We start from the raw sequence: 16,056 nt of genomic DNA on the forward strand, positions 1-16,056 counted from the left end.
AATAACGGCTATTTTCTTTCATATATAAAACAGACTTATATTGGCATAAAGGGAAGTGACGAGAACAGCTTAACTATTCTCGTCCAAAATTACTCCTTGGATGAAGGGGTTTTCATGTATTATATTAACAGAGCTTTATTAATATTTAATTAAGCCATTGTTAATATATTGTAAACATCCTTCATCCTATTTTTCAGTTGCTGATTTCGGTAAAACAACTGTAAACGTTGTCCCTTCTCCAACTTCACTATCTACTGTAATCGTACCTTGATGCGCCTCAACTAAATGCTTTACGATCGACAATCCAAGGCCGGTACCACCAGTATTTCTACTTCTTGCTTTATCCACCCGGTAGAAACGTTCAAAAATACGCGGAATTTCCTCTTTACTAATACCAATTCCAGTATCCGATACTTTTATATAAGCATTATATTTATCTTCCGCTAACTCTACTGAAACAACGCCTCCAGCCGGTGTATATACGATTGCGTTATTAATTAAATTAATAAAGATTTGTTTCAAACGACTTGGATCTCCAATAACAGAGGCACGTTTTAATACATTAACTTGTAAAGAGATTTCTTTTTCTCCTGCTTTATTATCAAGTACCATATGAATATCTTCAAGCAGCCCCTTCATATCAACGGTTCCCATATTTAATTTAAATCCTTGTTGTTCGATCTTCGACAAATCTAATAAATCTTCAATTAATCCTTGCATGCGCTCACTTTCTTTTAAAATAATGTGCAAGAAATGTTCGCAGAATTTTTTATTATCCATCGCTCCGTCTAAGAGTGTTTCTGAAAAACCTTTAATAGAAGTAATCGGTGTCTTTAATTCATGAGAAACATTCGCTAAAAAGTCTTTTCTCATTTGTTCTAATTTCTTTAACTCTGTTATGTCATGGAATACGAGAACAATCCCTTTCCATTCATGGTTTGTCCCGATAATCGGCGCTCCATATACTTCGAAATGCTTCCGTTCAATTCCAAGTGGCAATAACATTTGTTTACGCACTTTCACTTCTGTCATAAAGATTTCTTCTACAAGCTCAATAATTTCTGTATGATGAAACGATTCATAATATAAGCGATCTAAATATTCTTCATCTGTTACGTGGAAAGTTTCCTTATAAGAGCGGTTTACAAGGTTTATATATCCTCGGCTATCAATTAAAATCATTCCGCTTCCCATATTTTCAATTAACGTATGCAGACGATCTTGCTGCATTTCTTGTTCAAGTGTCATCTCTTGTAAATTTCGAGCTAAAATATTAATCGCTTTACTCAGCATTCCAGTTTCATCCGAATGACTTTCGTATGCACGTGCTTTATAATTGCCCTTTGCCAATTCAATTGCAACTTTCGTAACCGATTCAATTGGCCTAATATATTGCCCTGTAATTTTCATACCTAAAAATACAACTACGAGACAAGCAATGACAAATCCGATAATTAATAATCCCCACGTTTTTTGATGTACGTCTCTTAAAGGATCAATTATACTTTTCACCAAAATGTATCCTTGTTTTCCTTCTACATCTTGAACGAACACCGCATGATAAAATTCATTCTTTCGATCCGTTTCTTTCGTAATCACTTTACTTCGTTGTTTTGCCACTTCCGAAGAAAGTTCTTTAATCGTCTCTGGACTAAATGCCAATTCTTGTCCTTTTCTATATTGAACTTTCTTTTTTTCATCCAAAAATACGATAGAAGCTGGTATTTTTTCTTCTAACTTTTCAAATATGTATGGGTTTTTTAAGACATTATCAAAACCTTGCTCTTCTGCTAACGTCGCAACATACTCTGTCTCTTTTACCATTCTCTCTTTAGCATGATCTATATAGTAGTTTTCAAACACAGTTTCTAGTAATAAACCTAGTCCAACTAAAATAAATACAATAAGAGAAACAAATGTAAAAAGAAGCCTGGAACGAAATTTATTCATTCCCTTTTGGCTCCTCTAATTTATATCCTAAACCACGTATCGTTTTAATGTACGTCGGTTTTTTCGTATTTTGTTCAATTTTATCGCGCAAATGGCTAATATGAACATCAACAATTCGTGTATCACCAGCAAAATCGTAATTCCATACAGCACTTAGTAATTGATCACGTGTCAACACGCGACTTTTATTTTTCGCAAGATACACAAGTAGTTCAAATTCTTTTGGTGTTAATTCAAGCTTTCTTCCTTGGAAATAAGCCTCATAAAATTCCGGTAAAATTTTAAGTTCTGCAATTGTGATGCTATCTTCATCTGGCGCTTCTGCAACTTGTTCTTCTTGTTGTAATTTCGTACGACGCAAAATCGCCTTCACACGAGCAACAACTTCTCTTGGACTAAATGGCTTTGTCATATAATCATCCGCCCCAAGTTCAAGGCCTAGCACCTTATCAAACTCATCATCTTTTGCCGTTAACATTAAAATCGGCGTCATAACGCGCTGCAATCGTAATTCTTTACACACTTCCATACCATCCATTTTCGGAAGCATTAAATCTAATATAATTAAATCTGGGCGTTCTGTTGTCGCTTTTTGAAGCGCCATTTCTCCATCCATCGCTGTTATAACTTCAAACCCAGCTTGTTGTAAATTAAATTCGATTAAAGTTAAGATAAATTCCTCATCATCAACTACTAAAATACGATTGTTCATTCTTTTCCTCCAAGTTATAGACTTGAAACCTTCTTCATCCTAGTATTTTCCCCGTTATTCTCATCATACTAGAAAACAAGGTCCCTCTCAATATAATTGTCTATTCATGGAGATCGTTTGTGTAGAATTGAGAAAATAGAAGTAATTACGATTCACCTGCAACTACACAGGATTTTGCCAAACTTTATAGATTGCTCTCTCTTCTTTAAAGCTCACTTCCGTATGAACTATAAAATCTTGATTTTGTGCTAGGAAAAACGAAAGAGCATACGCTATTTTATAATCTGGTGTTTCATATCCATCAAATACTCTCCCGTACATTTCATTCACAACCCCGTCTGCCCACACTTCAGCTTCTCTTACCGTTTCAAAGATCACGTCTTCTCTTTTCCACCTCACCTAAAAAACCACTCCTTTAATTGACTTCAATTACCGATAATTATATTATTAATCTTAATATATAAATCAATAATATAAAGAGGTCTATTATGCGACTAATACTATCTATTCTATCTTTAGCAGTCACATGTATCCTTGCTTTTAACGCTCCGAGCTGGGATACGATTAAAACGGGGTGCTCAGAATTTGCTGAAGGGTTCAAAGAAGGGTTCTTCAACTAAAAATAGCGCTAGCATCCTTATTAAAGGTATGCTAGCGCTATTCATATTTTCATCTTTTAAAAATTATCTAATGCTTTTTCCATAATAGAGACTGATTTAAAAGGTGGCGTTACTGTTAATGAACCTTTCACAACAGTTTCTCCTTTTTCATCATGAGCAGATACAAGCATATCAATTGTATGTTCCTCCTCAGAAACAGCCACAACTTCAAAGTGGATTTGTAACGTTTCATAATGGTGAACATGTTTCACGAATGTAAGGTCCTTTCTCGTAATATGACTTCCTGGACCCGGTAAATATTTCGTAACCGCCGTTGTAATCATTCCCGTTAGCATAATGCTTGGTACAATCGGCTTTTCATACGGAGTTTGGGATGCGTAATCATGCTGAATATATAATGGATTGGCATCATTCGTTAACCCTAAGTACAATAACAAATCTTTATCCTCAATTTTTTCAGTGATAGATAATTTCTCTCCTACTGTAATTTCATCCATTTTACGACCAATTTGAACTTTTTTCTTTAACATGTTACAACCCCCTCCGATTTTTTCACCTTATTATCCTACTAAAAGCGATACCTTATCCGAAATTTACTATGATGAGGGCAATGTATAGTATAAATCTACAGTTTCATTATAGGATATTACAAATGATAGCGTTTTCATATTATTTCAAAAAAACAATTCGGTAAATAGTAGAAAAAGATTCGGAATCCCGAATCTTTTTCACTACTATTCAATTATTAAACAAGAACTTTCATTACATTACGTACAGATTCTACAGAGCGATCTAACGCTTCTTTTTCATCTGCAAGAAGTTCTAATTCAATAATTTTTTCAATTCCGTTACCACCTAGAATTACTGGTACCCCTAAGTAAAGGTCACTATAACCATACTCACCTTCAAGGTACGCAATAGCTGGTAATATACGGCGTTGATCTTTTAAGATTGCTTCTGTCATTTCAACTAAAGAAGCTGCTGGTGCGTAATATGCACTACCGTTTCCTAATAAGCCTACAATCTCACCGCCACCTTTACGTGTACGTTCTACGATTGCTTCTAAACGCTCTTTCGGAATTAACGTTTCTAACGGAATACCGCCTGCATAAGAATAACGCACAAGAGGTACCATGTCGTCACCGTGTCCGCCAAGAACAAATCCTGTAATGTCTTTTACAGAAAGATTTAATTCTTGTGCGATGAATGTACGGAAACGAGCTGTATCTAATACACCCGATTGGCCGATTACACGCTCTTTCGGGAATCCTGCTTCTTTAAATACAGAATATGTCATTGCATCAACTGGATTTGTTAACACAACAATAATTGCATTTGGTGAATGTTTTGCAATGTCGCGCGTAATACTTTTCATAATTTTAGAGTTTGTTGCTACTAAGTCATCACGGCTCATACCAGGCTTACGTGCAATACCTGCTGTAATAACGACAACGTCAGAATCAGCAGTATCTGCGTAATCAGATGTTCCAATAATGTTAGCATCAAAACCTTGTACTGGGCTCGCTTCTAACATATCTAACGCTTTCCCTTTTGTTGGATTTTCCAGTTGTGGAATGTCCACTAATACAACATCTGCAAGTTCTTTTTGTGCTAATAAGAATGCCGTTGTTGCTCCTGTAAATCCTGCACCGATGACTGAAACCTTCTTGCGTTTGATTGTCATAATTTACCCCCCGCTTTAATTATGCGTTTTTGATTATCGCTACATCCATGTTTTTAATAAGTTCATTAGCGAACTCAGAACATTTCACTTCTGTTGCACCTTCCATTAAGCGTGCGAAATCATAAGTTACTACTTTTGAAGCAATTGTTTTCTCAACAGAAGCAGTTACTAATTTCGCAGCTTCGTTCCATCCTAAGTGTTCTAATAATAATACACCTGAAAGAAGAACAGAAGATGGGTTTACTTTATCTAAACCTGCATATTTTGGAGCTGTACCGTGTGTAGCTTCAAAGATAGCATGTCCAGTCACATAGTTAATGTTTGCACCAGGTGCAATACCAATTCCACCTACTTGTGCAGCAAGTGCATCAGAGATATAGTCACCATTTAAGTTCATTGTTGCAACAACATCGAACTCACGTGGACGAGTTAAAATTTGTTGTAAGAAGATGTCTGCAATAGAATCTTTTACGATGATTTTTCCAGCCACTTCAGCGTCTGCCATCGCTTTATTCGCTGCATCTTTACCATCTTTTTCAACGATACGATCGTATTCAGCCCAAGTAAATACTTTGTCGCCGAATTCTTGTTCCGCTACTTCGTAACCCCAGTTTTTGAAAGCACCTTCTGTAAATTTCATAATGTTTCCTTTATGAACTAATGTAACAGAAGAGCGTTTTTCGTTAATTGCATATTGAATTGCAGCACGAACAAGACGCTTTGTCCCTTCTTCTGAAATTGGCTTAATACCAATACCAGATGTTTCTGGGAAGCGGATTTTATTAACACCCATTGCTTCTTTTAAGAAAGCAAGAACTTTTTCTGCTTCTGGAGATCCTTGCGCATATTCAATTCCAGCATAAATGTCTTCTGTATTTTCACGGAAAATAACCATATCAGTATCTTCCGGACGTTTTACAGGTGAAGGAACACCTTCAAAATAACGAACTGGACGTAGACATACATATAAATCTAATTCTTGACGAAGTGCTACGTTTAGAGAACGAATACCACCGCCAACTGGAGTTGTAAGTGGACCTTTAATCGCGATTAAATATTCACGAATTAAGTTTAAAGTTTCTTCTGGTAACCACTCGCCTGTTTGGTTGAATGCTTTTTCCCCTGCAAGCACTTCTTTCCAAACGATTTTCTTCTCACCATCATAAGCTTTTTCAACTGCTGCTTCTAGTACGCGAGATGCAGCTGCCCAAATATCAGGACCAATTCCATCTCCCTCGATAAATGGAATAATCGGATTGTTTGGTACATTCATAACACCATTAGTTACAGTAATTTTTTCACCTGTCGTCAATGTGATAACCCCCATGTTTGAAATTTCATATGTATGAAACTGAGGGAATAACCCCTCAGTTCAAACCGTTAGTCAAATTAAAATATTCTAATCATTACATCTTTCCGAAAAAATCAGACTTTTGAAAGCGTATTTTCACTATCAAAATAGTGTTATTCGCTTATCGTTGTGCAATTGGAACATACACTTGATGCGTTGGTCCATTATAATCAGCACGCGGACGAATTAAACGGTTGTTTTCATATTGTTCTAGAATATGAGCTAACCAGCCTGACATACGGCTAATTGCAAAAATAGGTGTAAATAAGTCATGGTCAATTCCTAAACAATGGTATACAGAAGCTGAATAGAAATCAACATTTGGTGGAAGACCTTTTTCTTTTGTTACAATGTCTTCAATTTTGATAGACATATTATACCATTTCTCTTCTCCTAAAAGCACGCATAATCTCTTAGACATTTCACGTAAGTGTTTTGCACGTGGATCACCCTGCTCATACACACGGTGGCCAAAGCCCATGATTTTCACTTTATTTTGAAGAGCATTATGAATATATGACTCTACATTTTCTTCTTCACCAATCTCAGTTAACATCTTCATTACATTTTCATTTGCCCCACCGTGAAGAGGACCTTTTAATGCACCGATTGCTGCTGTAATACCAGAATATACATCTGAAAGTGTAGCTACGCAAACACGTGCAGTAAATGTAGAAGCGTTTAACTCATGATCTGCATGAAGTACAAGCGCCTTATCAAAAGCTTCAATTTCAACTTCATTTGGCTCGCGATCATTTAACATGTACAAGAAGTTTGCAGCTAATGATAAATCCTTTCTTGGCTCAACAATATCTAAACCTTTACGGATTCTCGCGTAAGCAGCAACTAAAGTTCCTACTTGCGCCTGTAATTTAACCGCTTTCAAATAATTGGACTTTTCGTCCATAATTTCAGCGCTCTCATCGTATAATGATAGCATGGAAATTGCAGTTCGTAAAACAGACATCGGATGTGCAATTTTTAAATCTACTTGTTTCAAATATGTTAAAATCTCACCTGGAACTTTATAGTATTCTGATACAATTTCATTAAATTCTGCTAGTTCTTTTTCATTAGGAAGCTTGCGGTGCCATAATAAGTACACTACTTCTTCAAACGTAGCATTCTCAGCTAAATCATCAATATTATACCCAACATAAGTTAATGTATCATCAATAATAGAGCTCACAGATGATGTTGTTGCTACTACCCCTTCTAAACCTCGAATAACAGTCATGACATTCTCTCCTTTTCCTGAAAATTCTCCCAACCTTGCTCCTTATATCTATTTGCTCCCCTTTTGAATTATGAACGCCCGTTCACTCTTTAGGCAAGCAAAATGCACGATCATGCAAATTTGTTGCGATGTTCCCCTCTTATTGTCCATTGTTTACATGGAAAGCATGAGCGTGAATGTCTCCCCGAATCCTCACGCTCAAAACAACAAGTTAGTGAGGAAAATTAATTCCGAAGAGTTTTATGATAAAAACAACATAAAACAATATCATTATAAAATTGTTTTATGTTGTTTTTATTTTATCTGGTGTAAAGTCTCTGCTGTTATGTAACTTTTCAAAGTTTCTAATCCTATTATAAACAATTATCTGACTTTTGTGAACAGAAAGAATTCAAAAATTTTATATTACTATAAAATTCCTTATTTAAACATTTGTATAATACTCATAACCGCATAGGCAATTCCAGCCCCAATTAACGGACCAACAGCAACCCCATTAAATAGCGCAACCGCTATAATTGTCCCAAAAACAAGCGCAGTTGTAATGTGGGGATCCGTTGTCAACAATTGTACGCCGCCTTTCGCTAACAAAGCGACCGCTACACCTGAAGCTAAAGCAATCCACGCATAATAAGATTTTGCCGCTTCTCCAAGTTGTTTAAAACCTATTTCCCCCGTCGCAATCGGTACGAGCACCGCTATTGTAATGACCGTTACACCTAGGTTAATTCCTTTCGTTTGTAAGTAAGGAAAGACCTTATCTCCTAAAAACGTAAACTTCAATAAAAATAACACACCAATAGCCACAGTAAGCGATTGGTTTTTCGCAATAAGTCCTATAATAAGTAGTATGAATAAAAATAACGTTGACTGACTAATCATGTTTGCACTTCCTTTCTGAAAATAATGAACTCATTTCCAAACAAAAATACCTTTAAACCTATCGTTATACATGATATATCGATGCCTATTCAACATGAATCACTTCATTTTTTATGTATTTTAAAATGATAAATTGAGACTTTCACCATAAAAATTTAAGCGTGTATACATTTTAAAAAACAGACGTCTCTTCTTTCTTTTCTAATTAGAAACAGGTAAAATAAAAAGAAGAGAAAATGAAGTTTTTACCATATAGTAGAAGCATCAACACCAAGCTTTCACAGTCACTCACATACTGAAAAAGCAGGAAAAATCCATCATTCCACTATAACATAAAGTGAAACTTTAATCAGTGGGGCACACTCGTTATAAGTTGAACGAATTAGGATAATCCAAATTGGAATGGGAGGTATACATCTTTGAACCGAAACTTACTATATATGATATTGCGACTCATATTTGTCATTGTAGCAACGGTAGCTGGGTTCTATGTATTACTATACATGTCAGGGCTTATCTATCCTTTTATTATCGCTTTTGCATTTGCTTATTTGATTAATCCTGTCGTCAATTTCCTTAATCAAAAACTACAATTTCCTCGCGCACTAGCAGTACTCGTTAGCTTAATTCTCGTATTTGGAGCTATCGTTGGACTTGTTACATATCTTGTGACTGAAGCAATATCTGCCACAACATACTTACTACAACTTGTTACAGTAAAGTTTCCAGATATCGTTACATTCGCTCAGCAATTTGCACTTAATCATATTATGCCTCTCTACGATGATTTAATCTCTAAATTTAATCATCTTGGAGAACCACAGCGCTATACAATTACACAAAACATTCAAAACTTAGGAACAGAAGCGACAACACAAATGAAAGAACTTTTAACCGCCATTATAAGCGGGTTAACGAATTTCATTAGTGCACTGCCAACAACTTTAACTGTCCTTGTATTCATTTTATTAGCCACTTTCTTCATTAGTTACGATTGGCACCGTCTTGCTCAGAAAGCAAGAAAATTGCTACCGAATCGTGTACATGGCTATGGAAAAACTATTTTTGTCGACTTAAGAAAAGCTTTGTTTGGTTTTGTGAAAGCACAACTTACACTCGTATCTATGACAACTGTCATTGTACTAATCGGGCTTTTAATATTACGCGTACCATACGCCATTACTATCGCGATTATTACAGGGGTTGTAGATTTACTACCATATTTAGGAACAGGCGCAGTCTTTGTTCCATGGGTTATATACGTATTTTTCACTGGCGATACCGCATTCGCCATTGGTCTTCTCATTTTATACATCGTCGTGATTGTCCAAAGACAAATTATGGAGCCGAAAGTACTTTCATCTAACATCGGTCTCGATCCATTAGCAACACTCGTCGCTCTATTTGTCGGCTTTAAACTTTTTGGCTTTTTAGGATTAATCATCGGCCCAGTCACCTTAGTACTACTTAATACATTACACAAAGCTAATGTCTTCCATGACTTGTGGAAATATATTAAAGGTTCACCTTCAAAATAATAGTTTCTAATTCATACACAACAAAAAACTTACATGTAATCAGTGGGAAATTCCCACTGATTATTCCTTGTACTTATTTTTCATACTTATTACATAAAACAAGAGAATTGCACTCAAAAAAGATAATTCTCTTGTTTTTTTGCATGAAAAACGCATATTCCGTGGTGTTTTTACATATTTATTCTATTTATTTTATAATTATCATTTACATTTATTACTTTTTATGTAAATGAATAAATATACAAAATAGCATAAAATAAGACTTCAACTAACAATCTCCGCCTTTTTATATGAATTTTTTACACCAATCGTTCCTCTATATAAGAAAACAAAACTTTAATTTAGCAGTGTTTCCCTCCATCTTATTCATCTAAATTAATAGCACTAAAAAATCACAAGTTTAATCGAAGTACACACAAGAGTTCAAACGAAAATTATATAGCAAATATAATAAGCGAACGTTTTGTTCATCCCCACTCATCATTCGCCCCACATCAGACACTTACGAGCAGCCCAGCTTTGAGATAGAAATTCCACCCCACAAATAGCGCGGTAAAACAAAGCTTCAATCAGCAAGTTCCTCTCCTTTTACAAGACAAAAAAATAGCACTTAGATTTCTACAATCTAAGTGCTATTTCTGAATAATAATAGTAGAATTCTTTCTAAATTTCCATTCCATCCACTTCATAACAAGCGGCTTCAATAAAGCTCTCGTAATAGGGATCACGCAGATAAACCCTAGCATATCTGTCACATACCCAGGAAGCACTAAGAGAATACCTCCTACAAATACAAAAATACCATCTAGTACCGCCTCACCTGGCATTTCCCCTCTATTCAACTTAGATTGAATCTCTCCAAGCACTTTAAACCCTTGTCTTTTCGCCAAATACACACCTACAACACCTGTAAATACAATCATAGCGAACGTAGACCATAAACCTATTACATGACTTGATCCAATTAAGACCGTAATCTCAATCGCCGGTATTAAAATAAACAAGAATAGTAACCACTTCATAGTTCTACACCTCTCTCACATCTCACTTTTAACGCCCTCACAATGCCTATATACATCATATGAAATATAGATACCCTTTCATATTAAAACCCATAACAAACAGCTTTTAAAAGCAATTCTAGGCGCTTTAAGCTAATTTTATCTCGTTTTTGTGTAAAAAAAAAGAGAAGGACTCCGATCCTTCTCTCCATATTACTTATAGCACTTCCGCATGTCCATTATAAACAATTCCGCGTGCTGCATCAACTGTTACTTCTTGGCCATTTTTTAAAGTTGCTGTTACGCCGTTTACACCAACGATAACAGGAATACCGATTGATACACCTACAACAGCTGCATGGCTTGTTAAGCCACCTTCTTCTACAACTAAAGCTGCAGCTTTTTCGATTGCAGGAATCATATCTTTATCAGTGCTTGTTGTAACAAGGATATCACCTTCGTTTACGTTCGCTACAGCTTCAGCAGCTGTTTTTGCTACAACTACTTTACCTTTTGCAGCTTTACGACCGATTCCTTGTCCTTTAGCAATTTCTTCACCAACAACGTGGATTTTCATTAAGTTTGTTGTACCAGTTTCAGCAACTGGAACACCAGCAGTAATCACTACAGTATCTCCAAGTCCGATTAGGCCTGCATCCATACCTGTTTGAATTGCTGTATCTAACATTTCGTCAGTTGAAGCTGCGCGCTTCTCAGCCATAAATGCTTGTACACCCCAAACAAGCGCAAGACGACGTCCTACTTGCTCGTCAGATGTTACAGCTACGATTGGAGATTTTGGACGGTATTTAGAGATCATTTTCGCAGTATATCCACTTTCTGTTGGAGCTACGATTGCAGCTACATCAAGAGCAAGTGCTGTATGTGCAACAGATTGACTAATTGCATCTGTAATTGTTGGAGTGAACTCTTTAATACGTTTTTTGAACATATCTTCATATTGTAATGATTTTTCAACACGTACCGCAATGTTAGCCATCATTGTTACTGCTTCTACTGGGTATTGTCCAGCAGCTGTTTCACCTGAAAGCATGATTGCATCTGTACCATCGAAGATTGCATTAGCTACGTCACTTGCTTCCGCACGAGTTGGACGTGGGTTACGTTGCATAGAATCTAACATTTGTGTTGCAGTAATAACTGGTTTACCTAACACGTTACATTTTTTAATTAGACGTTTTTGTACTAACGGTACTTCTTCTGGTGGAATTTCTACACCCATGTCACCACGAGCTACCATTAAACCGTCAGAAACTTCTAAGATTGAATCGATGTTGTCGATACCTTCTTGGTTTTCGATTTTTGGTACGATTTGGATATATTGAGCGTTATGCTCTTCTAATAATTCACGGATTTCTAATACGTCAGACGCTTTACGTACGAATGAAGCTGCAATGAAATCAACTTTTTGCTCGATACCGAAGATGATATCTTTTACGTCTTTTTCAGTGATACCAGGAAGCTTAATGCTTACGTTTGGTACGTTAACACCTTTTTTATTTTTTACAGTTCCGCTGTTAAGAACTTTTGTACGGATGTTTCCATCAGCTTTTTCGATTACTTCTAGTTCGATAAGACCGTCATCGATTAGAATACGAGAACCTGGGTCTACATCGTCATAAAGACCAGCATAAGATACAGAGAACTTCTCTGCAGTACCTAATACTTGCTCAGTAGAAAGAACTACTTCTGCACCTGTTACAAGCTCAGCTTGTCCGTCTACGAAGTCGTGAGTACGGATTTCTGGACCTTTTGTATCAAGTAAGATACCAACTGTTTTACCAGTTTTCTTTGAAGCTTCACGAATGTTTTTAATACGAGCTCCGTGCTCTTCATGGCTACCATGAGAGAAGTTTAAACGAGCAACGTTCATACCTGCTTCTATTAATTGCTCTAATTTTTCAATACTTTCACTAGCAGGACCTATAGTACATACAATTTTAGTTTTACGCATATTGCACCTCCGAAAATTATGAAACCGTTCCCAAATATCTGACATTACGCCGATTAGATGGATAATTCTTTAGATAATTGATACATATCTTTATCGATTGTATGCTTTTGAGCTAACGCTTCGATAATGTCATGATCAACAAGTTTGTTATCTTGAATACCTACACAACGTCCGCCTTTACCAGCAATTAACAATTCAACTGCTCTTGCGCCAAGACGACTTGCTAATACACGGTCTTGTGCACTTGGTGATCCACCACGTTGTACGTGACCTAATACAGTTACACGAGTATCAAAGTTTGTCGCTTCTTCAATGTGCTTACCGATGTCAATTGCACTTCCAACACCTTCAGCTACAACGATAATACTGTGTTTTTTACCACGTTCACTACCACGCTTCAGACGAGCGATAACATCATCCATGTCATACTCTTCTTCTGGAATTAAGATTGTTTCCGCACCATCAGCTAAACCAGCCCATAATGCGATATCACCAGCGTGACGTCCCATTACTTCGATAACATATGTACGTTCATGAGATGTAGCTGTGTCACGAATTTTATCAATTGCATCAATAACAGTGTTTAAAGCTGTATCGAAACCAATTGTGAAGTCTGTTCCAGGGATATCATTGTCGATTGTACCTGGTACACCAACACATGGGAATCCTTGTTCAGTTAATTTTTTAGCGCCTTGGTAAGAACCATCTCCACCAATAACAACAAGTCCTTCGATACCGTGTTTCTTTAATTGCTCGATACCTTTTAGTCGTACTTCTGGATCTTTAAACTCAGGACATCTTGCTGTATATAATTTTGTACCACCGCGGTGGATAATATCGCCAACAGAACCAAGTTCTAATTTTTCAATGTGACCAGAAATTAATCCAGCGTATCCATGGTAAATACCATATACTTCAATATCATGGAAAATCGCTTTACGAACAACTGCACGAATGGCAGCATTCATACCAGGTGAATCTCCACCACTTGTTAATACACCAATACGTTTCATTTGTACTCACCTCATAAAGATTATTTGCCTTATAATAAAATAACACGAAAAAATATAAAAATACAATGGAGAAGATGTGTCTTTTCATAATAAAAACGTGCATTCGCGAAGTGGAACGCACGCTTTTCTTATTTTATCCAAATGGAAGCGTTTGAAAACGAAACTTGCCCAATTTTCATATATTTTTCATAACGTTTTTCGATTAATTCATCTTTCGAAATTCCGTTTAATTGTTCAAAAGTTTTTCGAATCATTAAGTCTATATTTTCTGACTGTTTCAAAATATTACGGTGAGCTCCGCCTCTTGCTTCTGGAATAATTTCGTCAATTACACCTAATTCTTTCAAATCTGCTGCTGTAATTTTCATTGCCTCTGCAGCTTCCTTTGCTTTTCCTGAATCTTTCCAAAGAATTGCCGCTGCACCCTCTGGTGTAATAACAGAATAAGTGGAATTTTCTAGCATATGAATGTAATCTCCAACTCCAAGGCCTAGCGCACCACCACTACCACCTTCGCCGATAACGATACAAATAACAGGTACCGTTAAACCTGCCATTTCAAATAAATTGCGGGCGATAGCTTCACTTTGACCACGTTCTTCAGCAGCTTTACCAGGATAAGCTCCTTTCGTATCAATAAAACAAATAATAGGACGATTGAACTTTTCCGCCTGCTTCATTAAACGTAATGCTTTTCGATATCCTTCTGGATGAGGCATTCCAAAGTTACGGCGAATATTTTCTTTCGTATCTTTTCCGCGCTGATGCCCAATTACAGTTACAGGCATCCCTTTATATTTCGCAATGCCGCCGACAATCGCTGCATCATCGCCAAATAGACGATCTCCATGACATTCGAAAAAATCAGTAAATAAGTGCTCAATATAATCGAGCGTTGTCGGTCGTTCAGCATGACGAGCAATTTGAACACGGTCCCATACTTTCAGATTGCCGTATATATCTTCCTCTAAATTTTCTAGCTTTTCTTCCAAAATACGAATCTCCTCACTGAAGTCCATCTGGCTGTTTTTCGTATAGTCTTTCAGTTCACGAATCTTATTTCTTAGCTCAACAACTGGTTTTTCAAATTCTAGCTCTGCCATACAGCCATTTCCCCTCCTTGATGAACTTCTAAAATCTTGCGAAGTGATTCTCTCATATCATCACGATGCACCACCGCATCTAATTGACCATGATCTAGTAAGAATTCTGCCGTTTGGAAATCTTCTGGTAGTTTCTCACGCACCGTTTGTTCAATTACACGTCTACCAGCAAATCCGATAAGTGCACCTGGTTCTGCAAGATTATAATCACCAAGTGAAGCGAAACTCGCTGAAACCCCGCCCGTCGTTGGGTGAGTCATAACAGAAATAAATAATCCTCCTGCATTACTATGCTTTTTCAAAGCTACGCTTGTTTTTGCCATTTGCATTAAACTTAATATACCTTCTTGCATACGGGCACCACCCGAAGCAGTAAAGATAATAAATGGAACTTGTAAGTCGTACGCCTTTTCAACCGCACGGGCGATTTTTTCTCCTACTACAGAGCCCATGCTCCCCATTCGAAAACGAGAATCCATTACTGCAACAACAACAAGCATGTCATCAATTGTTCCTTCACCAGTTACAACCGCTTCGTTCAATTCAGTCTTCTTACGATCGCTCTCTAGTTTCTCTTCATAACCTGGAAACTCGAGTGGATTTAATGAAACCATTTCTTTGTCATACTCACGGAATGACCCTTCGTCCAATATACTATCAAGACGTTCCCATGCATTCATAGGATGATGATATCCACAATTCACACATACTTTTAAATTTTTTAGAAGTTCTTTCGTATACATGATTTTTTTACATTCCGGACATTTTGTCATAACGCCATCTGGTACATCTTTTCGTACTTGTTCTGAAGGTATTGCAGCGTACTTTTTCTTTTTCACGAATAAATCTCTTAGCACAATTTGACCCCCTTCGTTGAGAGCTAAGGTTAGCGTAAGAAGAAAATGGGGCTAACACCAAAGTTTGATGTTAGCCTTATCTTCTCAATCTGTCTAATAACCTCACTCTTTACGTTTAACTTTAACCGCTAAG

15 protein-coding genes are annotated in these 16,056 nt (G+C 36.7%); 2 read left to right on the plus strand and 13 right to left on the minus strand.

The features are described from left to right. Nucleotides 1-186: 186 nt before the first annotated feature. From phoR to C3Y97_RS23195, 3 genes are all read right to left on the minus strand, one after another. Nucleotides 187-1,950 carry a sensory box histidine kinase PhoR gene (gene phoR, locus C3Y97_RS23185; RefSeq protein WP_001032102.1) on the minus strand — a complete coding sequence of 588 codons (1,764 nt, stop codon included), beginning with the start codon at nucleotides 1,948-1,950 and terminating at the stop codon, nucleotides 187-189. Next, nucleotides 1,943-2,662: a two-component system response regulator PhoP gene (gene phoP / locus C3Y97_RS23190; RefSeq protein WP_001065220.1), complete on the minus strand. Its 720-nt coding sequence runs from the start codon at nucleotides 2,660-2,662 to the stop codon at nucleotides 1,943-1,945. Before phoP ends, phoR begins: the two co-directional genes overlap by 8 nt. A gap of 162 nt (nucleotides 2,663-2,824) precedes the next feature. Then, nucleotides 2,825-3,061, minus strand: a complete 237-nt coding sequence (locus tag C3Y97_RS23195) for a hypothetical protein (protein ID WP_071740839.1) — start codon at nucleotides 3,059-3,061, stop codon at nucleotides 2,825-2,827. 89 nt (nucleotides 3,062-3,150) lie between these two features. Here C3Y97_RS23195 and C3Y97_RS28290 point away from each other — a divergent pair, with 89 nt between their 5' ends. Further along, a complete protein-coding gene (locus C3Y97_RS28290; RefSeq protein WP_001237022.1) occupies nucleotides 3,151-3,282 on the plus strand; it encodes a hypothetical protein in 132 nt (43 codons plus the stop codon). 56 nt (nucleotides 3,283-3,338) lie between these two features. Here the strand turns inward: C3Y97_RS28290 and C3Y97_RS23200 are convergent, their stop codons facing one another. The 5 genes from C3Y97_RS23200 to C3Y97_RS23225 form a co-directional block, all read right to left on the minus strand. Beyond that, a complete protein-coding gene (locus C3Y97_RS23200) occupies nucleotides 3,339-3,812 on the minus strand; it encodes a MaoC family dehydratase (RefSeq protein WP_000914180.1) in 474 nt (157 codons plus the stop codon). A 215-nt stretch (nucleotides 3,813-4,027) separates the two neighbouring features. After that, nucleotides 4,028-4,966 (minus strand): malate dehydrogenase, encoded by a 939-nt coding sequence (gene mdh / locus C3Y97_RS23205; RefSeq protein WP_000153230.1) that lies wholly within the window; start codon nucleotides 4,964-4,966, stop codon nucleotides 4,028-4,030. 19 nt (nucleotides 4,967-4,985) lie between these two features. After that, on the minus strand, nucleotides 4,986-6,278 hold the full coding sequence (icd, locus tag C3Y97_RS23210; RefSeq protein ID WP_000206898.1) for an NADP-dependent isocitrate dehydrogenase: 1,293 nt from the start codon (nucleotides 6,276-6,278) through the stop codon (nucleotides 4,986-4,988). 160 nt (nucleotides 6,279-6,438) lie between these two features. Then, a complete protein-coding gene (gene citZ, locus C3Y97_RS23215; RefSeq protein WP_000503652.1) occupies nucleotides 6,439-7,587 on the minus strand; it encodes a citrate synthase in 1,149 nt (382 codons plus the stop codon). A gap of 387 nt (nucleotides 7,588-7,974) precedes the next feature. Beyond that, nucleotides 7,975-8,436 carry a DUF441 domain-containing protein gene (locus C3Y97_RS23225; protein WP_000625507.1) on the minus strand — a complete coding sequence of 154 codons (462 nt, stop codon included), beginning with the start codon at nucleotides 8,434-8,436 and terminating at the stop codon, nucleotides 7,975-7,977. 419 nt (nucleotides 8,437-8,855) lie between these two features. On the opposite strand from C3Y97_RS23225, the gene ytvI reads away from it, so the two are divergent. After that, on the plus strand, nucleotides 8,856-9,974 hold the full coding sequence (ytvI, locus tag C3Y97_RS23230; protein WP_001081388.1) for a sporulation integral membrane protein YtvI: 1,119 nt from the start codon (nucleotides 8,856-8,858) through the stop codon (nucleotides 9,972-9,974). Nucleotides 9,975-10,606: 632 nt separating this feature from the next. Here ytvI and C3Y97_RS23235 read toward each other — a convergent pair. The 5 genes from C3Y97_RS23235 to accD all read right to left on the minus strand — a co-directional run bounded on the left by C3Y97_RS23235 (nucleotide 10,607) and on the right by accD (nucleotide 15,923). Next, nucleotides 10,607-10,996 carry an FxsA family protein gene (locus C3Y97_RS23235; protein ID WP_000871628.1) on the minus strand — a complete coding sequence of 130 codons (390 nt, stop codon included), beginning with the start codon at nucleotides 10,994-10,996 and terminating at the stop codon, nucleotides 10,607-10,609. 196 nt (nucleotides 10,997-11,192) lie between these two features. Beyond that, entirely contained in the window at nucleotides 11,193-12,950 is a 1,758-nt protein-coding gene (gene pyk / locus C3Y97_RS23240; RefSeq protein ID WP_001232673.1) for a pyruvate kinase, read from the minus strand. A gap of 53 nt (nucleotides 12,951-13,003) precedes the next feature. After that, nucleotides 13,004-13,963 carry a 6-phosphofructokinase gene (gene pfkA / locus C3Y97_RS23245; protein ID WP_000821157.1) on the minus strand — a complete coding sequence of 320 codons (960 nt, stop codon included), beginning with the start codon at nucleotides 13,961-13,963 and terminating at the stop codon, nucleotides 13,004-13,006. A gap of 128 nt (nucleotides 13,964-14,091) precedes the next feature. Further along, nucleotides 14,092-15,066 (minus strand): acetyl-CoA carboxylase carboxyl transferase subunit alpha, encoded by a 975-nt coding sequence (gene accA, locus C3Y97_RS23250; protein ID WP_000818810.1) that lies wholly within the window; start codon nucleotides 15,064-15,066, stop codon nucleotides 14,092-14,094. Then, nucleotides 15,054-15,923 carry an acetyl-CoA carboxylase, carboxyltransferase subunit beta gene (gene accD, locus C3Y97_RS23255; protein ID WP_000942856.1) on the minus strand — a complete coding sequence of 290 codons (870 nt, stop codon included), beginning with the start codon at nucleotides 15,921-15,923 and terminating at the stop codon, nucleotides 15,054-15,056. Before accD ends, accA begins: the two co-directional genes overlap by 13 nt. Nucleotides 15,924-16,056: the final 133 nt, after the last annotated feature.

The organism is Bacillus sp. DU-106 (genome assembly GCF_004799705.1).
Taxonomy (GTDB): domain Bacteria; phylum Bacillota; class Bacilli; order Bacillales; family Bacillaceae_G; genus Bacillus_A; species Bacillus_A cereus.